Origin of the sequence: Acidovorax sp. Root275 (assembly GCF_001428965.1) — a bacterium.
GTDB lineage: Bacteria > Pseudomonadota > Gammaproteobacteria > Burkholderiales > Burkholderiaceae_C > Acidovorax > Acidovorax radicis.
This window is the reverse complement of sequence record NZ_LMJH01000010.1, coordinates 632,951-649,661: the sequence shown is the minus strand read 5'-3', so window position 1 is coordinate 649,661 and position 16,711 is coordinate 632,951. Positions and strand designations below refer to the sequence as shown.

General features: G+C 65.9%; 15 protein-coding genes. 2 read left to right on the top strand and 13 right to left on the bottom strand.

The genetic code is table 11. The annotated features are described in order from the left end of the window. Positions 1-61: 61 nt before the first annotated feature. Entirely contained in the window at positions 62-637 is a 576-nt protein-coding gene (locus ASE52_RS22310; protein WP_241777080.1) for a DUF4124 domain-containing protein, read from the top strand. Between the two features lie 144 nt (positions 638-781). On the opposite strand, the gene ASE52_RS22305 is transcribed toward ASE52_RS22310, so the two are convergent. From ASE52_RS22305 to ASE52_RS22265, 9 genes are all read right to left on the bottom strand, one after another. Continuing rightward, positions 782-1,714 carry an MBL fold metallo-hydrolase gene (locus ASE52_RS22305; protein ID WP_057229288.1) on the bottom strand — a complete coding sequence of 311 codons (933 nt, stop codon included), beginning with the start codon at positions 1,712-1,714 and terminating at the stop codon, positions 782-784. 148 nt (positions 1,715-1,862) lie between these two features. Next, on the bottom strand, positions 1,863-2,252 hold the full coding sequence (gene rbsD / locus ASE52_RS22300) for a D-ribose pyranase (RefSeq protein ID WP_057229286.1): 390 nt from the start codon (positions 2,250-2,252) through the stop codon (positions 1,863-1,865). Continuing rightward, positions 2,249-3,214 carry a ribokinase gene (gene rbsK, locus ASE52_RS22295; RefSeq protein ID WP_057229284.1) on the bottom strand — a complete coding sequence of 322 codons (966 nt, stop codon included), beginning with the start codon at positions 3,212-3,214 and terminating at the stop codon, positions 2,249-2,251. Before rbsK ends, rbsD begins: the two co-directional genes overlap by 4 nt. Continuing rightward, positions 3,211-4,260: a LacI family DNA-binding transcriptional regulator gene (locus ASE52_RS22290; protein WP_057229282.1), complete on the bottom strand. Its 1,050-nt coding sequence runs from the start codon at positions 4,258-4,260 to the stop codon at positions 3,211-3,213. Before ASE52_RS22290 ends, rbsK begins: the two co-directional genes overlap by 4 nt. 46 nt (positions 4,261-4,306) lie before the next feature. Beyond that, positions 4,307-5,302: an ABC transporter permease gene (locus ASE52_RS22285; protein WP_010462683.1), complete on the bottom strand. Its 996-nt coding sequence runs from the start codon at positions 5,300-5,302 to the stop codon at positions 4,307-4,309. Next, complete coding sequence (locus ASE52_RS22280; protein ID WP_198928150.1) at positions 5,299-6,963, bottom strand: sugar ABC transporter ATP-binding protein; 1,665 nt, start codon at positions 6,961-6,963, stop codon at positions 5,299-5,301. Before ASE52_RS22280 ends, ASE52_RS22285 begins: the two co-directional genes overlap by 4 nt. Positions 6,964-7,147: 184 nt before the next feature. After that, entirely contained in the window at positions 7,148-8,101 is a 954-nt protein-coding gene (locus tag ASE52_RS22275) for a sugar ABC transporter substrate-binding protein (RefSeq protein WP_057229278.1), read from the bottom strand. Positions 8,102-8,431: 330 nt separating this feature from the next. Further along, a complete protein-coding gene (locus tag ASE52_RS22270; protein WP_057229276.1) occupies positions 8,432-10,114 on the bottom strand; it encodes an AMP-binding protein in 1,683 nt (560 codons plus the stop codon). Positions 10,115-10,194: 80 nt separating this feature from the next. Further along, entirely contained in the window at positions 10,195-10,935 is a 741-nt protein-coding gene (locus ASE52_RS22265) for a hypothetical protein (protein WP_057229274.1), read from the bottom strand. Between the two features lie 93 nt (positions 10,936-11,028). On the opposite strand from ASE52_RS22265, the gene ASE52_RS22260 reads away from it, so the two are divergent. Beyond that, positions 11,029-11,925: an alpha/beta fold hydrolase gene (locus tag ASE52_RS22260; RefSeq protein ID WP_057229273.1), complete on the top strand. Its 897-nt coding sequence runs from the start codon at positions 11,029-11,031 to the stop codon at positions 11,923-11,925. A 549-nt stretch (positions 11,926-12,474) separates the two neighbouring features. Here ASE52_RS22260 and phhA read toward each other — a convergent pair. The 4 genes from phhA to ASE52_RS22240 form a co-directional block, all read right to left on the bottom strand. Beyond that, on the bottom strand, positions 12,475-13,314 hold the full coding sequence (gene phhA, locus ASE52_RS22255; RefSeq protein ID WP_057229696.1) for a phenylalanine 4-monooxygenase: 840 nt from the start codon (positions 13,312-13,314) through the stop codon (positions 12,475-12,477). A 65-nt stretch (positions 13,315-13,379) separates the two neighbouring features. Next, complete coding sequence (locus ASE52_RS22250; protein WP_057229271.1) at positions 13,380-14,348, bottom strand: tripartite tricarboxylate transporter substrate binding protein; 969 nt, start codon at positions 14,346-14,348, stop codon at positions 13,380-13,382. A gap of 73 nt (positions 14,349-14,421) precedes the next feature. After that, on the bottom strand, positions 14,422-15,534 hold the full coding sequence (gene hppD / locus ASE52_RS22245) for a 4-hydroxyphenylpyruvate dioxygenase (RefSeq protein WP_010462666.1): 1,113 nt from the start codon (positions 15,532-15,534) through the stop codon (positions 14,422-14,424). 186 nt (positions 15,535-15,720) lie between these two features. Beyond that, the gene (locus ASE52_RS22240) at positions 15,721-16,710 is read right to left on the bottom strand and encodes a lipase secretion chaperone (protein ID WP_057229269.1); all 990 of its coding nucleotides are present in this window, start codon (positions 16,708-16,710) and stop codon (positions 15,721-15,723) included. Between the last annotated feature and the right edge of the window lies 1 nt (position 16,711).

Below are 16,711 nucleotides of genomic sequence, written 5' to 3'. Positions count from 1 at the left end.
GCTATTTCCGCTTGTTTAGTAAGCGGTGGATGCCTTTTTGACCATGCATGGAGGGATGGAGATGATGAAGAAGCTGTCGTGGCTGGCGATAGCCGCCCTGGTGTCGGGGCTGGGGGTGGGCGTGCAGGCGCAGCCCGTCTACAAATGGGTGGATGCCGAGGGCAAGACCCACTACGGTTCGCAGCCCCCGCCGTCCAAGGCAGACGCCGAGCCGCTGAAGCTCCAGGGCAGCAACGGCACGACCAAGAGCTCGTCATCCTCGTCCGGCAAGCCGGGCCAGCAGTACAACGCCGACGGCACCAAGAAGATCTCGAAGGACGTGGAAGAGTTTGGCCAGGGCATGAAAAAGGCCCTGGAGACGGTGGACAGCAAATCGGTGACGCTGAACTGCTCCGCCGCCGTGGACAACATCCACTACCAGGCCGACCAGATGCTGGAAGTGGGCCAGAAAAACGTGCGTGACGGCTACATGGCCCAGGCCGACTTCGACAAGACCGCACCCAAGATCCGCGAAGCCAAGGGCAAGTACAGCATGTCGGACTGCCAGGGTGCGTCGGGCAACAAGAAGGCGTTTTACCAGTGCATGTCCAGCAGCAACAACCATGTGATGGGCTGCGACAAGCAGCACAAGCATTGAAGGCCTGCTGAGGCGCTGCGCAGCGTCCCCCGATGATAGGGACGCAGCGGCCCCGCTAAGCCGGGTCCACGGTGGCACTGATCCTGGGGGCTGGCCAGCTGCAGCGGGCAATGCGCAACACCAGGATTCCGGGGGAAGCCATGTCTAGGTGTTGTGCAGCATGTCGCCCTGGCGGGTGGCCGCACCGGACCGCACCAGTTCGTCGGCCAGGCTGCCGAGCCATTCGGCCTCGGCCTGATCGGCGAAGTGGCGCTCGCGCAGCATGCCGAAGTACGGCGTGGCCTGCGCCCAGCCCGCCAGCTCGGCCATAGGGATCTGCTGCCACTCCAGCAGTTTGTACTTGAGCAGCACCTTGGCTGCATAGAGCGCATGTTTGGAGGGATTGCGCACAAAGCCGTCCAGGCGGCGGCGGGCGCCGTCGATGGCGCGCGGGGCATCGGCAAACACCGGCCCGTGGCCCGGTATGACGACTTGCGGCGCCAGCTTTTCGATCACATCCAGCGTGGCGGCAACGTGTGCGAATGCGTCGTCGCCTTCCAGCTCGGGAAACACCACACCAAAGCCGTTTTCCCACAGCGCGTCGGCCGAGATCAGCACACGGCCCTGGGGCTCGAACAACACCACCGAATGCGGATCGTGCCCCGGCGCGGCATGCACCTGCCAGGGCTTGTCGCCCAGCAGCACGCAGGAGTCGGGCATGAGCAAGGTGTCGGCCCGAAAGGGCGGGCATTCCTGTCCTGTGGGGGTGTAGCTCAGTGCGTAGGCATCCCACTGGCGCACATGGTCGGCCTGGCCGGGCGGAATGGCCGTGAGCACGCCGGGCCAGGCCTTTTGCAGCGCCGCATTGCCGCCGCAGTGGTCGCTGTGCAGGTGGGTGTTGAGCACGCGGTCCAGCGGGCGGCCTTGCAGCGTGCCGCGCACCAGCTCCACGGTCTGCTCGGCATGGCTGCAGTAGCCGGTGTCCACGATGGCCGTGTCGTGCTGGCCGATGAAAAGGATGTTATTGGCCGACAGCCAGCCGCGTTCGAGGACGGTGATTTCAGGAGGCAGGAGATCGTGGGGCGCGATGGTGGGCATGGGTGCAGGAATTCGGGGCGTCGGTGGCGGGCATCATCCGTGCCGCGCCGTGGGCTGCGGTCCAGCGTACCGCAGGTAGTGCCTGCCCGAAGTCCTCCAAAACCCGCAAACGAAGGTGCAGCCATGGCTTCGCAAGCCCCAAGCTGTATCAGAACGTCACACCCGCCACCAGGATGACGTTGGCATACGGAGTGCACTCGCCGGTACGCACCATTGCGCGGGCCTGCTGGGTGAGGCGCTTGAACTCCTCGTGCGATACGGCCTGGGGCTCCACCGGCAAGTGGCACCAGGCGGGCAGCTGCCCCCCGTTGCGCTCCACGGCTTCGGTGGCGATCAGCGCTTTTTCGACCTGCATTTCGTCCAGCACCACCCGCAGCACATCGGCCACGGCCGGGATGCCGGGCGTGAGCGCCAGGTCGATGCGGCATGGGCCGGGCGGAATGGGCAGGCCCACGTCGCCGATCACCAGCATGTCGCCATGGCCCAGGCTGGCGATGGCGTGGGAGAGTTCGGCGTGCAGCAGGGCGGTGCGTTTCACAGCGGTGTCCAGTCAGGAGGTTGTGGGCTCTGCGCTACGGTGGCGCGGGTGGGAATGGAGGGCTGGGCGCCGGGCTGCGTGACGCACAGCGCGGACGCGCGGATGCCATCGCGCACGGCGGCATCAAGCGGCTCGCCGCGTGCCAGCGCCACAGCCAGTGCGCCCAGGAAGGTGTCGCCTGCGGCAGTGGTGTCCACGGCCTGCACGACGAGGCCCGGGTGGTAGCGGCAGCCAGTGGCATCCGCAGCCACGGCGCCGGCGGCGCCCAGGGTCACCACCACCTGGGCGGGGCCCTTGGAGCGCAGGGCTTGTGCGACCTGCGCTGCGTCTGCGGGGGTGGCGACGCTCTGGCCTGCCAATGCTGCGGCCTCCACTTCGTTCACGACCAAGATATTGACCAGCGGCCACAGCGCATCGGGCAGCGGCTGGATGGGAGAGGGGTTGAGCAGCACCGGGCAGCCTGCGGCATGGGCCACGTCGGCGGCGGCCAGCACCTGCGGCATGGGGATTTCCAACTGCAACACCAGGCCGCCCGCGCCTTGCACACTGCCGCGCAAGACCTCTGCATTCAGCACAAACCTGCCATTGGCGCCGGGCACCACCACGATGCGGTTCTGCCCCGTGGTTTCCACGGTGATGGCGGCCACACCGGTGGTGACTTCGGTATCGGTCTGCACGCCACGGTGGTCAATGCCATCGGCGTCAAGCCCGGCGCGCAGCGTGTGGCCGTAGCCATCGTCGCCCACGCGGCCGAACAGAAACACCTGGGCGCCCTGGCGGGCGCAGGCCACGGCCTGGTTGCCGCCCTTGCCGCCAGGCACCAGGAGCAGGGCATCGGCCAGCACGGTCTCGCCGGGGCCGGGGGCATGTTGCACCTGCAGCACCAGGTCCATGTTCAGGCTGCCGACCACGGCGATGCGGGGGGTCTGGAGGTTGGCGGTCACAGCAGTCACGGCGGTCATGCAGGCCTCCCTCCACGGCGGGCATCGGGGGCGACCGTGGTGGCGGGGGCCGTGGAAGAGCGCACGCGCAGCTCGGGCTGCAGCATCACCTTGCGCGCGTCCTGGCGCTTCCCGTCGATGCGCTCCAGCAGCATGTCCACCGCCAGCGCGCCGATGCGCTGCTTGGGCTGGGCCACGGTGGTCAGCGGCGGGCTGGTGAAGGCGGTCAGTTCAATGTCGTCAAAGCCCACGATGGACAACGCCTCGGGCACGCGCAGCTCGCGTTCGTGCGCCGCGCACAGTGCGCCCATGGCCATGAGGTCGTTGCACACGAAGACGGCGGTGGGCGGCTCGGGGGCGCGCAGCACGGCGTGCATGGCTTCATACCCGCCCTGGCTGGTGAAGTTGCCATGCCATAGCAGGCCGTCGCCTGTGCCGCAGCCTGCGTCGGCCAGCGCAGTGCGCCAGCCGGCGATGCGCTGCTCGCTGGGAGCAATACCGGCCGGGCCGCCAATGCAGGCAATGCGCTGGTGGCCCAGCGACAGCAGGTGCCGCGTGGCCAGCAGGCCGCCTTGCATGTGGGCGGTTTCCACCAGGTCGCAGGGCTGCTGCTCGGCCAGCTCGATCTCGCGGTCCACCAGCACGGTGGGGATGGACAGGCCCGCCAGCTGCGTGGGCAGCGTGGCGTCGTGCCCGGTGGAGACCACGATGAGCCCGTCGATGCGCCGCTCGGCCAGCACCTGCAGATACGTGCCCTGGCGGTGCGCCTCGTCGTTGGTGTTGCACAGAATGAGGTTGTAGCCCGCGCCAAAGCAGCGGTCTTCCACGCTGTGCACGATCTCGGCAAAGTAGGGATTGGAGCTGTTGGGGATCAGCATGCCCAGCGTGCGCGTGTTGTTGCTCTTGAGGCTGCGCGCAATGGCGCTGGGCACATAGCCCAGCGCGCGGATGGCTTTCTCGACCCGCTCGCGTCCCTCGGGACTCACGTGGCGTGTGCCGTTGACCACGTGCGACACCGTGGTGACCGATACATCGGCGTGGCGCGCAACGTCCTTGATAGTAGCCATGCGAAAAGTGAGAAGTCGTTGGGTTGGAGTGGTGTCAGACCGTGATTCAATGCGCAGCGCGGCGCTGGCGCAGCGTGTCCACGATGACGGCCGCCACGATCACAAAACCCGTGATGATGCGCTTGCTGGGCTCGCTGGCGCCCACCTGGGCCAGGCCGGCCTCCAGCACCGCGATGATGAGCACGCCAAAGGCCGTGTTGATCACCGAGCCGCGCCCGCCCATGAGGCTGGTGCCGCCAATCACCACGGCGGCGATCACCTGCAGCTCCATGCCGGTGCCTGCGTTGGGGTCTGCGGCTTCGAGCCGGGCCGACTGCATCAGCCCTGCCAGCCCCGCGAGCAGGCCAGTCATGGCAAACACGATGATGCGGATGGGGCGCGGGTCCACACCCGCCAGGCGCATGGCTTCCTCGTTGGTGCCGATGCCCACCACACAGCGGCCGAACACCGTGCGCGACAGCACCAGCTGCGCCACCACCACCAGCACCACCGCCAGCAAAAACGCGAACGAGATGCCGCCAAAGAAGGGGGCCGACAGCCACGAGATCGCATCGCCCACGTACTGCGTGCGCGAGTCAGTGACCACATACGCGCTGCCGCGCACGGCTTCGAGCATGCCCAGCGAGACGATGAACGAAGGCAGCCGCCAGGCCACCGAGATGGCCCCCGTGATGGTGCCGCACACCAGGCCCGTGGCCAGCGCCAGGGCGGCGGCGGCGGGCACTGTCCAGCCCCACTGCAGGATGGCGGCGGCCGAGGTGGCTGCGGCCAGCGCCATCACCGAGCCCACCGACAGGTCGATGCCCGCGATGATGAGCACAAAGGTCATGCCCACGGCCATCACGGCCAGGGCCGGGATCTCGTTGGCGATGGTGATGAAGGTTTCGGTGCTCCAAAAGTACTCGGACAGCGACGAGAACAGCGCCACCATGCCTGCCAGCACGGCCAGCAGGCCCAGGTAGGTGCCCAGTTGGCTGCGCCAGACCGAGGCGGAGGAAGGTGCTGGCGCGGATGCGGCAGCCGACGTGATGGGGGCGTTCATGCGGTGACAGGAGAAGGGGTTAAAGAGGTTGTGTTGGTGCGCCCGCCGGGCTCGGAAAACGCCGCCGCCAGCAGGGATTGTTCAGACCACTCACCGCGCTCGAACACCGCCACCAGGCGGCCAGCGCTCATCACGCCGATGCGATCGGCCATGGCCATCAGCTCGCGCAGGTCGGACGACACCATGAGCAGCGCGCGGCCTTCGGAGGCCATGCGGTCCAACTCGCCATACAGCTCGGCGCGTGCGCCCACGTCCACGCCACGCGTGGGTTCATCCAGCAGCAGCACGCGGCCTTCGCGGTGCAGCCAGCGGGCAAACACCACCTTTTGCTGGTTGCCGCCCGAGAGCTGGCCCACAGGCTGCTCGGCGCTGCGGCAGCGGATGCCCAGCGTGCGCACAAAACCTTGCACCAGGCGGTTTTCCAGCCCACGCTGCAGCCAGCCGCCGCGCGAGACGGCCGACAGGTCGGACAGCGTGGCGTTGATGCGAATAGGCTGCGCCAGCAGCAAGCCCTGGGATTTGCGGTCTTCGGTGACCAGACCCACGCCTGCGGCGATGGCCTGCAGGGGGGAGGCGAAACCACGCGGGATCGTGCGCGGTGCGGCTTGGGAAGCCTTCGGGTTTTTGTTTGCTATGTTTTTTGTGGCTGATGGCGCTTGTTCATCAAGCGCCAGGGCCTGTTTTTGTTCAAATTCGGGGTGCAGTGTGACGCTGCCCCGGTCTGCCCGGTCCGCGCCAAACAGCAGCCGGATCAGTTCGGTGCGGCCCGATCCGACCAGCCCGGCTATGCCAAAGATCTCGCCCGCGCGCAGCTCCAGGCTCACGTCCTGCACGGCGCTGCCTCGGCCCAGGCCCTGGGCGCTCATCACCACCGGGCCGACGGGGCGGCGTGGGCGGTGGTCCAGGTCGCTCACCACGCGGCCCACCATGCGCTGCACGAGGTCGTCCTCGCTCATGCCGGCCATGGGGCGCACGTCCACCAGGCGGCCGTCGCGCAGCACGGCCACGCGGTCGGCAATGCGGCGCAGCTCTTCGAGCCGGTGCGACACATAGACGATGGCCACGCCGCGTGCGGTGAGGTGCGCGATCTGCTCGAACAGGTAATTGGTCTCGCGCGGCGTGAGCATGGCCGTGGGCTCGTCGAGCACCAGGATGCGTGTGTCGTCCTGCAGGTTGCGCGCAATCTCCACCATCTGCTGCTGGCCAATGCCCAGCTGCGAAACGGGCGTGGCGGGGTCGATGCTGTCAAGCCCGATCTTGGCCAGCTGCGCGCGTGCAGCCGTGTGCAGCGCATCGCGCTGCAGCCAGCCCAGGCGGTTGGGCAGGCGGCCCATCAACAAATTCTCGGCCACGGTGAGCGTGGGCACCAGGCCCAGCTCCTGCATCACCATGCGCACGCCTTGGCGCTCGGCATCGCGGCGCGAGGTGGGCGTGTAGGTTTGGCCGCCGAGCAACATGCCGCCGCGCGTGGGCAGCTCCAGCCCGCACAGGATCTTGGACAGCGTGCTCTTGCCCGCGCCGTTCTCGCCGGTCAGCGCCAGCACCTCGCCCGCAAACAGCTCCACATTCACGCCATCGAGCACCGTGGCGGTGTAGTCCTTGCCCACGGCCTGGATGGCGAGCAAGGGCGTGGACTGGGAAGTGGGGGAGGGGATTGGCATGGTGGGGTTCGCTGAGGCGGGCCGCGGAGTGGCGTTCATTCTTTGGGCGGTGAACAAAGCTCCGCGAAACGGTTCTGGCGAGGCACCGTGTCGCAGTTAGTACGGGTAGTACGACAAGACACGGCAACAACGCCAGAAGCGTTTTGTTCGCCGCTCTCAGGCTTCTCTGCTGGTTGCTACTTACTTACTTGCTGCCCTTGGTCACCAGCACCACATCCGTCTTGACGGCTGCAGGCAACTGCGCCTGGGGCGTCTTGGCGGCCAGCGCCTTCTGGGCCAGCTCGATGCCGAACACGGCCTGCTTGGCGGCGTACTGGTCGGCAGTGGCCAGCACGCGGCCATCGGCCAGCATGGGCTTGATGGCGCCGATGTTGTCGTAGCCCACCACCTGCACCTTGCCGGCCTTGCCAGCGGCCTTCACGGCGGCCACGGCACCCAGGGCCATGCTGTCGTTGCCGGCCAGCAAGGCGACCAGGTCAGGGTGCTCGCGCATCATGCCGGCGGCCACGGTGTTGCCTTTTTCGATCTCCCAGTTGCCGGACTGCACGCCCACCACGGTGATGTTGGCGGCCTTCATCGCGTCCTGGTAGCCCAGGGTGCGCTGCTGTGCATTGAAGGTGGTCGACACGCCTTCGATGATGCCGACCTTGTCGCCGGCTTTCAGAGTCTTGGCCAGGTGGTCACCCACCAGCTTGGCGCCCGCGCGGTTGTCGGGGCCCACGAAGGGCACGGTGATGTTCTTTTCCTTCAGCGCATCGGTATCGAGCTGGTTGTCGATGTTGACCACGATGATGCCCTTGTCGATGGCGGCCTTGACCACGGGCACCAGGGCCTTGGAGTCGGCCGGGGCCAGCACGATGGCACTGACCTTTTGCGCCATGGCCTGTTCGATCATCTTGATCTGCGCGGCGGTGTCGGTCTCGTTCTTGATGCCGTTGGCCACCAGCGTGTATTCGCTGGCGTGCGCCTTCTGGTGCGCCTTGGCGCCGTCTTCCATGGTGCGGAAGAACTCGTTGGCCAGCGACTTCATGACAAGCGCGATCTTGGGCTTGTCCTGGGCAAACGCAGGGCTGGCCAGCAGGCTGCCCACAACGGCGAGGGCGGCGGCGGTCTGAACGGAACGGCGGGTGAACTGCATGGGTTGTCTCCTGTTGGAATGGTGGGCGAGAAAGGCGACCGGACAGCGGTGCGCAAAACCCGGGGAAAAACCACGAATGCGCGCGACCCGGTGCCTTGTCGCCAGTGGATCATATCCAAAGCAAACGTTTGCGCAAACGTTTGCTAATCAGTAAAAACCCGAACAAACGGGAGCTGAGAGGGGTTGCTGGATGGGTTCTCCGTGGTCCTTCACCCGTGCTGTGTCTCCCCGTTTTCACAGGAAACGGGCGAAAAAAAAGGGCGCCGGAGCGCCCTTGGTTGCAATGGATGGGCTGCCACGCTGATTCGCGCAGCCACCGGGTGAAACGCTCTAGGCCTTGCGCAACTCCCTGCGCAAGATCTTGCCCACATTGCTCTTGGGCAGCTCGTCGCGGAACTCGATGTACTTGGGGCGCTTGTAGCCGGTGAGGTTTTCCTGGCAGTAACGGGCCACGTCTTCCTCGCTGAGGGTGGGGTCGTTCTTGATGATGAACACCTTGATGGCCTCGCCCTGTTTCTCGTCGGGGATGCCGATGGCCGCGCATTCCACCACGCCAGGGCACAGGCTGATGACCTGCTCCAGCTCGTTGGGGAATACGTTGAAGCCGCTCACCAGGATCATGTCCTTCTTGCGGTCGATGATGCGGGTGTAGCCCTGGGCGTCCATGATGCCGATGTCGCCCGTGCGCATGAAGCCGTCGGGCGTGAAAGCCTTGGCATTTTCTTCGGGCTGGTTGTAGTAGCCCGTCATCACGTTGGGGCCGCGGATGCAGATCTCGCCCGACTCGCCCTGGGCCAGGCTGTTGCCTGCGTCGTCCTTGATGGCGATGTCGATGCCCGGCAGCGGCAGGCCGATGGTGCCGCTGAACTCGGTGTTGGTCACGGGGTTGTTGGTGCCGATGGCGCAGGTCTCGCTCATGCCCCAGCCTTCGATCATGGTGCTGCCGGTGACCTTCTGCCACTGCTTGGCCGTGCCCTCGCTGGCCGCCATGCCCCCGGCCTGCGACACGCACAGGTGCGAGAAGTCCAGCGCCTTGAACTGCGGGTTCTGCAGCAGCGCATTGAACAGCGTGTTCACGGCGGGCAGCATGTGGAAGGGGCGCTTCTTCAGCTCGGCAATGAACTTGGGAATGTCACGTGGGTTGGGGATCAGCGTGAGGCTGGAGCCCTGGCGGATGGCCAAGAGGCACAGCGTGAGCGCGAAGATGTGGTACAGCGGCAGCGCGGCGATGGAGTTGGCTTTACTGAGGTCACCCACCTTGGACAGCGCCGGGGTGAACCAGGCTTCGGCCTGCAGCGTGGCGGCCACGATGTTGCGGTGGGTCAGCACCGCACCTTTCGACAAGCCCGTGGTGCCGCCGGTGTACTGCAGGAAGGCAATCGAATCGAGCGTGGCCTGGCTCGGGGTGAGCGACTTGTGCTCGCCCAACGACAACGCCTTCTTGAAGGTGACGACCTTGCGGCCACCCGTCAGTGGCAGTTCGTAGGCGGGCACCATCTTGGCCAAATGGCGCACGGCAAAGGTGATCCATTTGCCGAACCAGAAGCCCAGCAGGTCGCCCATGGACGCCATCACCACATGCTTGACGGCCGTGTGGTCAATGACCTCGGCCAGTGTGTGCGCAAAGTTCTCCAGGATCACGATGGCCGTGGCGCCCGAATCCTTGAGCTGGTGCTCCAGCTCGCGGGCGGTGTACAGCGGGTTCACGTTGACGCAGGTGTAGCCTGCGCGCAGCACGGCGGCCATGGTCACGCCGAATTGCGGAATGTTGGGCAGCATGATGGCCACGCGCGCACCGGGTGCGAGGCCCAGGCTTTGCAGGTAGGCACCCAGGGCCGCCGAGTGGCGTTCCAGTTCGCCATAGCTCATCCACCGGTCCATGCAGACCGAAAACGGGCTCGATGCGTGTTTGCGGAAGGACTCTTCCAGCAGGTGGGCCACAGAGCGGTATTGCTCGGGCTGCACGTCGTGCGGTACGCCCGGGGGGTAGCTCTTGAGCCAGATCTTTTCCATGCGCTTGTTTCCTTCGCTTGTGCTCGCCAAATGCCATTGATAGGTGGGCACAGATTGTGGAAGCAGGTGGGGATGATCGGTTACCGGGCTTGTCCTAGTGTGTTTGCGAGTTGGGTCCCGCAGGTGACAGCATCCGCGTCGAACAGTTGCTCCATCAGGCTGCGTTCACGCGCTTCGATGGTGGCCAGGAACTGCTCCACCCCGCCGCGCTGGCGCGCGAGCTGGCCGAAGGTGTCAAACCCCGCCTCCAGAAACCGCTGCAGCGCGCCCATGCCGGCAGCGTTCGCGGGGCCGCGCATCATGCGCAGCATCATCCGCAGGCCCGGCGTGCGGGTCAGGCGTGCCAGGTCGGTGCCCATGGCCAGCACGCGCTGCAGCTGCTCATGGCGCGCATGGCGCTGGCCTACGGTGCGCCAGGCAGCGGTGTAGCGGGCGGCATCGCTGGCTGCGTCGGCGTGGAGCAGCCACGCGCGGCCCATGTCTTGGTCCAGCCCCTCGGTCTGTGCATGCAGCACGGCCAGGGCCATGGCCGTGGCCACCACGGGCTGGGGGAACATGGTCTGCAGCGTGCCTGCGATGCGGCCAAACTGCAGATCGCGGTCGGTGTAGTCGGTGTCGCTGTACAGCTCTTCCAGAAAGAACCGGGCCGCCGGGCCAAACGCGGGCGAGCCCATCAGGTCCGCATAGGCGCCCCGAAAGCGCCGTGCTTGCAGGGTCTTCACGCTGCCCACCGCCGCGCCCAGCGCCGGGTCGCCCGTGCGGTGCAGGCGCAGGGCGGTCACGTCGGCAATGCAGTCGCGGATGGTCTGGGCGGCATCCATGGGGCTGGGTCCTTTCTACTTGCGGGAGGCGCCAGGGCGGAGCCCAGGCAGCACAATGCGGCTGGTGAATTACAACATCTGCCCATCACCACCATGATCGCGCGCTGGCAAAGAGTCCTTCTCCTGTTCATCCTGCTGGCCATGGCGGCCTGGCTGGTGTGGCAATGGCCGCATTCGCCGTTGCGCGCCGTGCTGGGAGCGCTGTTGCCGCTGGGCATTTACCTCTTGGTGATGGCGGTGGAGTTTGTGCTGATGCACCACACCAACCGTGCCGATGCCGCGCCGCGTGCGCGCCCCTCGCAGGTGCTGGCCGCCTGGTGGGCCGAGGTGTGGGTGGCGTTGCTGGTGTTCTGCTGGCGCCAGCCGTTTCGCCACCAGTCACTGCCCGACTGGCTGCCCGCCACGCCAACGGGCAAGCGTGGTGTGGTGCTGGTGCATGGTTTCATGTGCAACCGGGGGCTGTGGCTGCCCTGGTTCGCGGGCCTGCGCGCTGGGGGCCATGCCCATGTGGCGGTGAACCTGGAGCCGGTGATGGGCTCGATTGACGAATACGCCGACATCATTGAAGACGCTGTGTCGCGGGTGACGGCCGCTACGGGCCAGGCGCCGGTGCTGTTGTGCCACAGCATGGGCGGGCTGGCGGTGCGGGCGTGGCTGCGGGCGCACCAGGCCGATGGGCGGGTGCATCGGGTGTTGACGCTGGGCACACCCCACGGAGGCACGTGGCTGGGGCGTTTCAGCCGGGCGGTGAATGGGCGGCAGATGAGCCTGGCGGGGGATTGGGTGGTGGCACTGCAGCGGGCCGAACCGGCGGGGCGGGCGGCGCTGTTTACGTGCTGGTATTCGAACTGCGACAACATTGTGTTTCCCGCGAGTACCGCCAGTTTGCCGGGGGCGGACAACCGGTTGGTGGAGGGGGTGGCGCATGTGCAGATGGCGTTTGATCCGGGGGTGATGAAGGCTTGTCTTGAGGAGATGGGGCGGGGGTGATTTTTTGATTGTTTTGGCCTCTAGCGCTTATGTATAAAGCGCTAGCAGCTATTGTTTTTGTAGTTGTCGAGTTTTCGCCTACCGTTCGGGCTGAGCCTGTCGAACCCTGGGCGCGCTGGTTTGAAGCGCATGCTTGTGGTGAGTGCGGAGGCCGGGAGTCGCCCCGGCAGGCGAGGTACTTGTTCTTTGCTTCGCCAAAGAAAAGTACCCAAAAGAAAGGCGGCCGCCAGTCTGCGACCCCTTCGCTTCGCTATGGGGCAAACCTGCGGCGTGCCCCACGTCCGAGCACCGCAGGTTGCCCGCAGCGAAGCGAAGGGACGCAGCGTGTAGGGTCGCCCTTTCTTTGGTGACTTTCTTTCGGCGAGACGAAAGAAAGTTGCTGCGCCGCCGGGCGCACACCCCGGCCCCCGCTCTCAACCCAGGCACGCCTTTCAAACCAGCACGCCCCAGCTTCGACAAGCTCAGCCCGAACGGTTGAAGGTTTGCTCTAGAAGTAATAGCTTCCAGCGCTTGATGGACAGGCGCAAGCAGCCAATTTCATCAAAAAACTCAAGCCACCACAGCTTCCCGCTCATCCGCAGCAAACTCCGGCAACCCCCTGAGCCGCTCATAGATCGGCGCAAAGTCCGCCGCCGTCATCTCGAACAGCTGCTCAAAACTGTCGATCACAAAATACGTCTGCTGGTACGTATCAATCTTGTACTTCGTGCGCATCGTCCTCTCCAGCGCCAGCGGAATCCGCTGCGGCTCCGGGCTCTGCACCGAATACGCCAGTTCGCCCGACGAACTCAGGATGCCAGCGCCGTACGCCCGCAACTGCCCCGCTTCGCGGATCAGCCCGAACTCGATGGTGTACCAGTACAAGCGGCTCAGCATCTCGCACGACCCCAACCCCTGCGCCTTCAGCCCGCCCTGCCCATACCGCTGCACGTAGTCCGCAAACACGGGGTTGAACAGCAGCGGCACATGCCCGAACAGGTCATGAAAAATGTCGGGCTCGACGATGTACTCGAACTCCTCGGGCTTGCGGATCCAGTCCGTCACCGGGAACTTGCGGTTGGCCAGCAAGGTGAAAAACGGCACCTCGGGGATCAGCCCGGGCACGCCCACCAGCTCCCAGCCTGTGGCCTTGTAGAGGCGCTCGTTGACCTCTTCGAAGCGCGGAATGCGGTCGCTGGCGCCCAGTGAGGGCAGGGCGTCGATGAACGCCTGGCTCGCCAGGCCGGGCAGCAGGGCGCGCTGGCGCTCGTACAGGCGGCGGTACGTGTCGTGATCGGCGGCGGTGTAGCTCGCGTAGTCCTGCGGGCAGGTGTAGTCCTCGCTGGCACGCGAGTAGTCGCCACGCGGGGGGCGGGTGGATTGGCCATAGACGACGGGGGCTTGTCCCATTTTTTTCTCCTTTGCCGCCATGGTCGGCGCACCGCGACGGGGGTGCGCACCAGCCCACGCGGCTGCTAATCGATCTTGATTTTTGCGGCCCGGATCAGGAACTCGTACTTGCTGTTTTCCGAGCGCACAAACTGCGCAAACCCGTCGAGCGTGAGCTCTTCGGGCGTGATACCCATCTTCTTGAACTTCTCTTTGCCGGCTGGCGAGTGCATGGCAGCGGTGAACGCGTTGGCGTAGCGGCGCGCATCGGCATCGGGCAGCGAGGCGGGGGCAAACAGGCCGAACCAGGTCGACACGTTGAAGCCCTGCACGCTGTCGTTGATGCTCGGCACGTTGGGCAGCGCCTCGTTGCGGCTCAAGGTGGTCACGCCCAGCGCCAGCAGCTTGCCCGACTGGATCTGTGGCAGCGCCGAGGCCAGGTTGTCAAACACCATCAGCACCTGGCCGGACTCCAGCGCAGCCAGTGCGGGCTTGGAGCCCTGGAACGGCGTGTGGCCCATCCTGGTGTTGGTGAGCGACTTGAACATCTCGGCCGAGATGTGGCCGATGCTGCCGTTGCCGCCCGAGCCGTACTTGGCCTGGTCCGGGTTCTTCTTGAGGTACTGCACCAACTCCGGCGTCGTCTTGATGCCCAGCTTGGCGGCCTGCTCGGCATTCACCACCAGCACGTTGGGCGTGCGTGCCACAAGGGCGATGGGTTTGAAGTCCTTGAGCGCGTTGTAGGGGAAGTTCTTGTACAGCCAGGGGTTGACGGCGTGGGTGGCCACGGCGCCCATCAGCACCTGGTTGCTGGTCTTCCCGGCTTTGGCGACCTGGTCGGCGCCGGTACTACCACCCGCCCCCGGTTTGTTCTCCACGGTAATGGAGCCAAGCTGGGCTGCAGCACCTTCGGCCACGATGCGGGCCGAGATGTCCAGCGGACCACCAGCGGGGTAGGGCACCACGATGGTGAGCGGGGCAGAGGGGCTTTGGGCCATGGCAATGGTGGCCACACAGGTCAGGCCAACACTGAACAGGGTGCTACGGAGCGACATCGGGATCCTTTTGAGTTCCGGGGAGCGCGCAGTATAGGCATCTGTTCAGGGTTAACCCTGGATGTCTGATGTCTTACGTGTTCAGTACGCCGCGGCGGATCTGGTCGCGCTCCAGCGATTCGAACAGCGCCTTGAAGTTGCCTTCGCCAAAACCGTCGCGGTAGTCGCCTTCGCGCTGGATGAATTCAAAGAACACCGGCCCCAGCATGGGGGTGGAGAAAATCTGCAGCAGCAGGCGCGGCGTGCCATCGGCGGTGGTGCCGTCGAGCAGAATGCCGCGCGCCTGCAGTTCGGGCACGGGCTGGCCGTGGCCGGGCAGGCGGGTGTCCAGCATTTCGTAGTAGACGTCGTTGGGCGCGGTGGCCAGCGAGACGCCGGCCATGCCCAGCTTGTCCACCACGTCCTGCAGGTTGTCGCAGATCAGCGCGATGTGCTGGATGCCTTCACCGTTGAACTGCATCAAGAATTCTTCGATCTGGCCGCCGCCCTGCTTGGATTCTTCATTCAGCGGGATGCGGATCTTGCCGTCAGGCGCCGTCATGGCCTTGCTGGTCAGGCCCGTGTATTCGCCCTGGATGTCGAAGTAGCGGATCTCGCGGAAGTTGAACAGCTTCTCGTAGAAGTTGGCCCAGAAACCCATGCGGCCGCGGTACACGTTGTGCGTGAGGTGGTCGATGAGGTTCAGGCCGTGGCCCACAGGGCGGCGGTCCACGCCTTCGATGAATTCGAAGTCGATGTCGTAGATGGACTTGCCGTCTTCAAAGCGGTCAATCAAATACAGCGGTGCGCCGCCAATGCCCTTGATGGCGGGAAGGCGCAGCTCCATGGGGCCGGTGGGGATCTCGATGGGCTGGGCACCCAACTCCAGCGCGCGGTTGTAGGCCTTGTGGGCGTCCTTCACGCGGAAGGCCAGGCCACAGGCCGAAGGGCCGTGCTCGGCGCCAAAGTAGGCGGCCTGGCTGTGGGGCTCGCGGTTAAGGATGAAGTTGATGCCGTTCTGGCGGTACAGCACCACATCCTTGGAGCGGTGCTTGGCCACGAGCGTAAAGCCCAGCTTCTCGAACACACCTTCCAGCACGCCAGGGGTGGGCGAGGTGAATTCGACGAATTCGAACCCCATCAGGCCCATGGGGTTGTCCCAGGCTTCGAGCTGGGCGGCGGTTTGTTGCGGCAAGGCGGCGTTCATGGGGTGTCTCCGGCATTCGTTGAGGAATGTCATGGACTGTAGGCGCGCCCTGCCTCATGTTTCTGGCGAAATCAAGAGGCTTTGGCCTCCGATTTGCAGGAATGTTGTGAATGATCAAATTTCAGCGCAAGACCAGGGCGCTGCCCCGGTATGTGGCGGCTGTCTCTTGCGTGGGGCCAGGGGAGCTCAGGAGCCTGACGCAGCAGGTGGCAGGCGCCGCAGCGCCAGGGCGGCGTCGATGCGTTGCTGCTCCTCGGCGGAGAAAAGCTGCTGGCGCAGTTGCTGCAATGCGGGGCCTTCGCCTTGTTGGCCGCGCGCCTGGTTGTACTGGTCAAGCCGCTGCTGCCAGTGTTGTTCTTCCCGGTCGAGCTGGGCCATGGCGTGGGCGGCGGCCTCGCCGTATTGCGCACTGCGGGCCGCGTGGCGGGTGCGCTCGTCGGTGTTTTGCGCGTTGAACGCGGCGGTTTGGGCGGCGGCGTTCAGGTGTTCGGTGGTGGCGGCGCGCTCGGCGCGGCGCGCTGCTGGCAATTCATTCTCTGCATCGCGGAAGGCCTGGGCGCGCTGCTCGGCGGTAAGCTGGGGGTTGCGTTCGATTTCCAGGCGCGCCAGGGTGTAGCGGTCGAGCTCCGCCTCGCGGGCGAACAGGGCGTCGTGCTCGGGGCCGTCAAAAAACTGCTGGCGTACCTTGTTGCGGGCTTCCAGCGCCTCGCGCAGGGCACCGGGGTCGTTCGGGTCCTGGGGAGGGCGCAGCTGGCCCAGGACCACTCGGTAGTCCACATAGCGCTCGGCCAGCGCCAACGCCCGCGTGGCCAGGGCTGCCGGGAAGTGTTTGCCCACCAGCGCCGCCAGGCGTTGTTTGAGTGCGGCGGGGTCTGTCGCGCCGTCCTCCAGGGCTTCTGTGAGAAGCGCCTCCAGCGTGTCGCGCAGGCCGTGCACCAGCAGGGGGTCTTCACTGCGGTCGGGGGCGGTGGCGCGGCGGGTGGCAAAGAAGCTGCTCTCCATGGGCCGCGCCGACAGGGTCTGGCCTGCACCGCCGGTTGGCGCTACCGCCGCGCCGGGCACCGAACGCGGGTCCACCGCGCCCGGCAGGCCTTGCTGTGAACCCGGCCACCACACCACGGCGGCCGTGGCGGCGACCAGAGCCACTCCTGCGGCGAAGGCGCGGGCGCGGTTCACG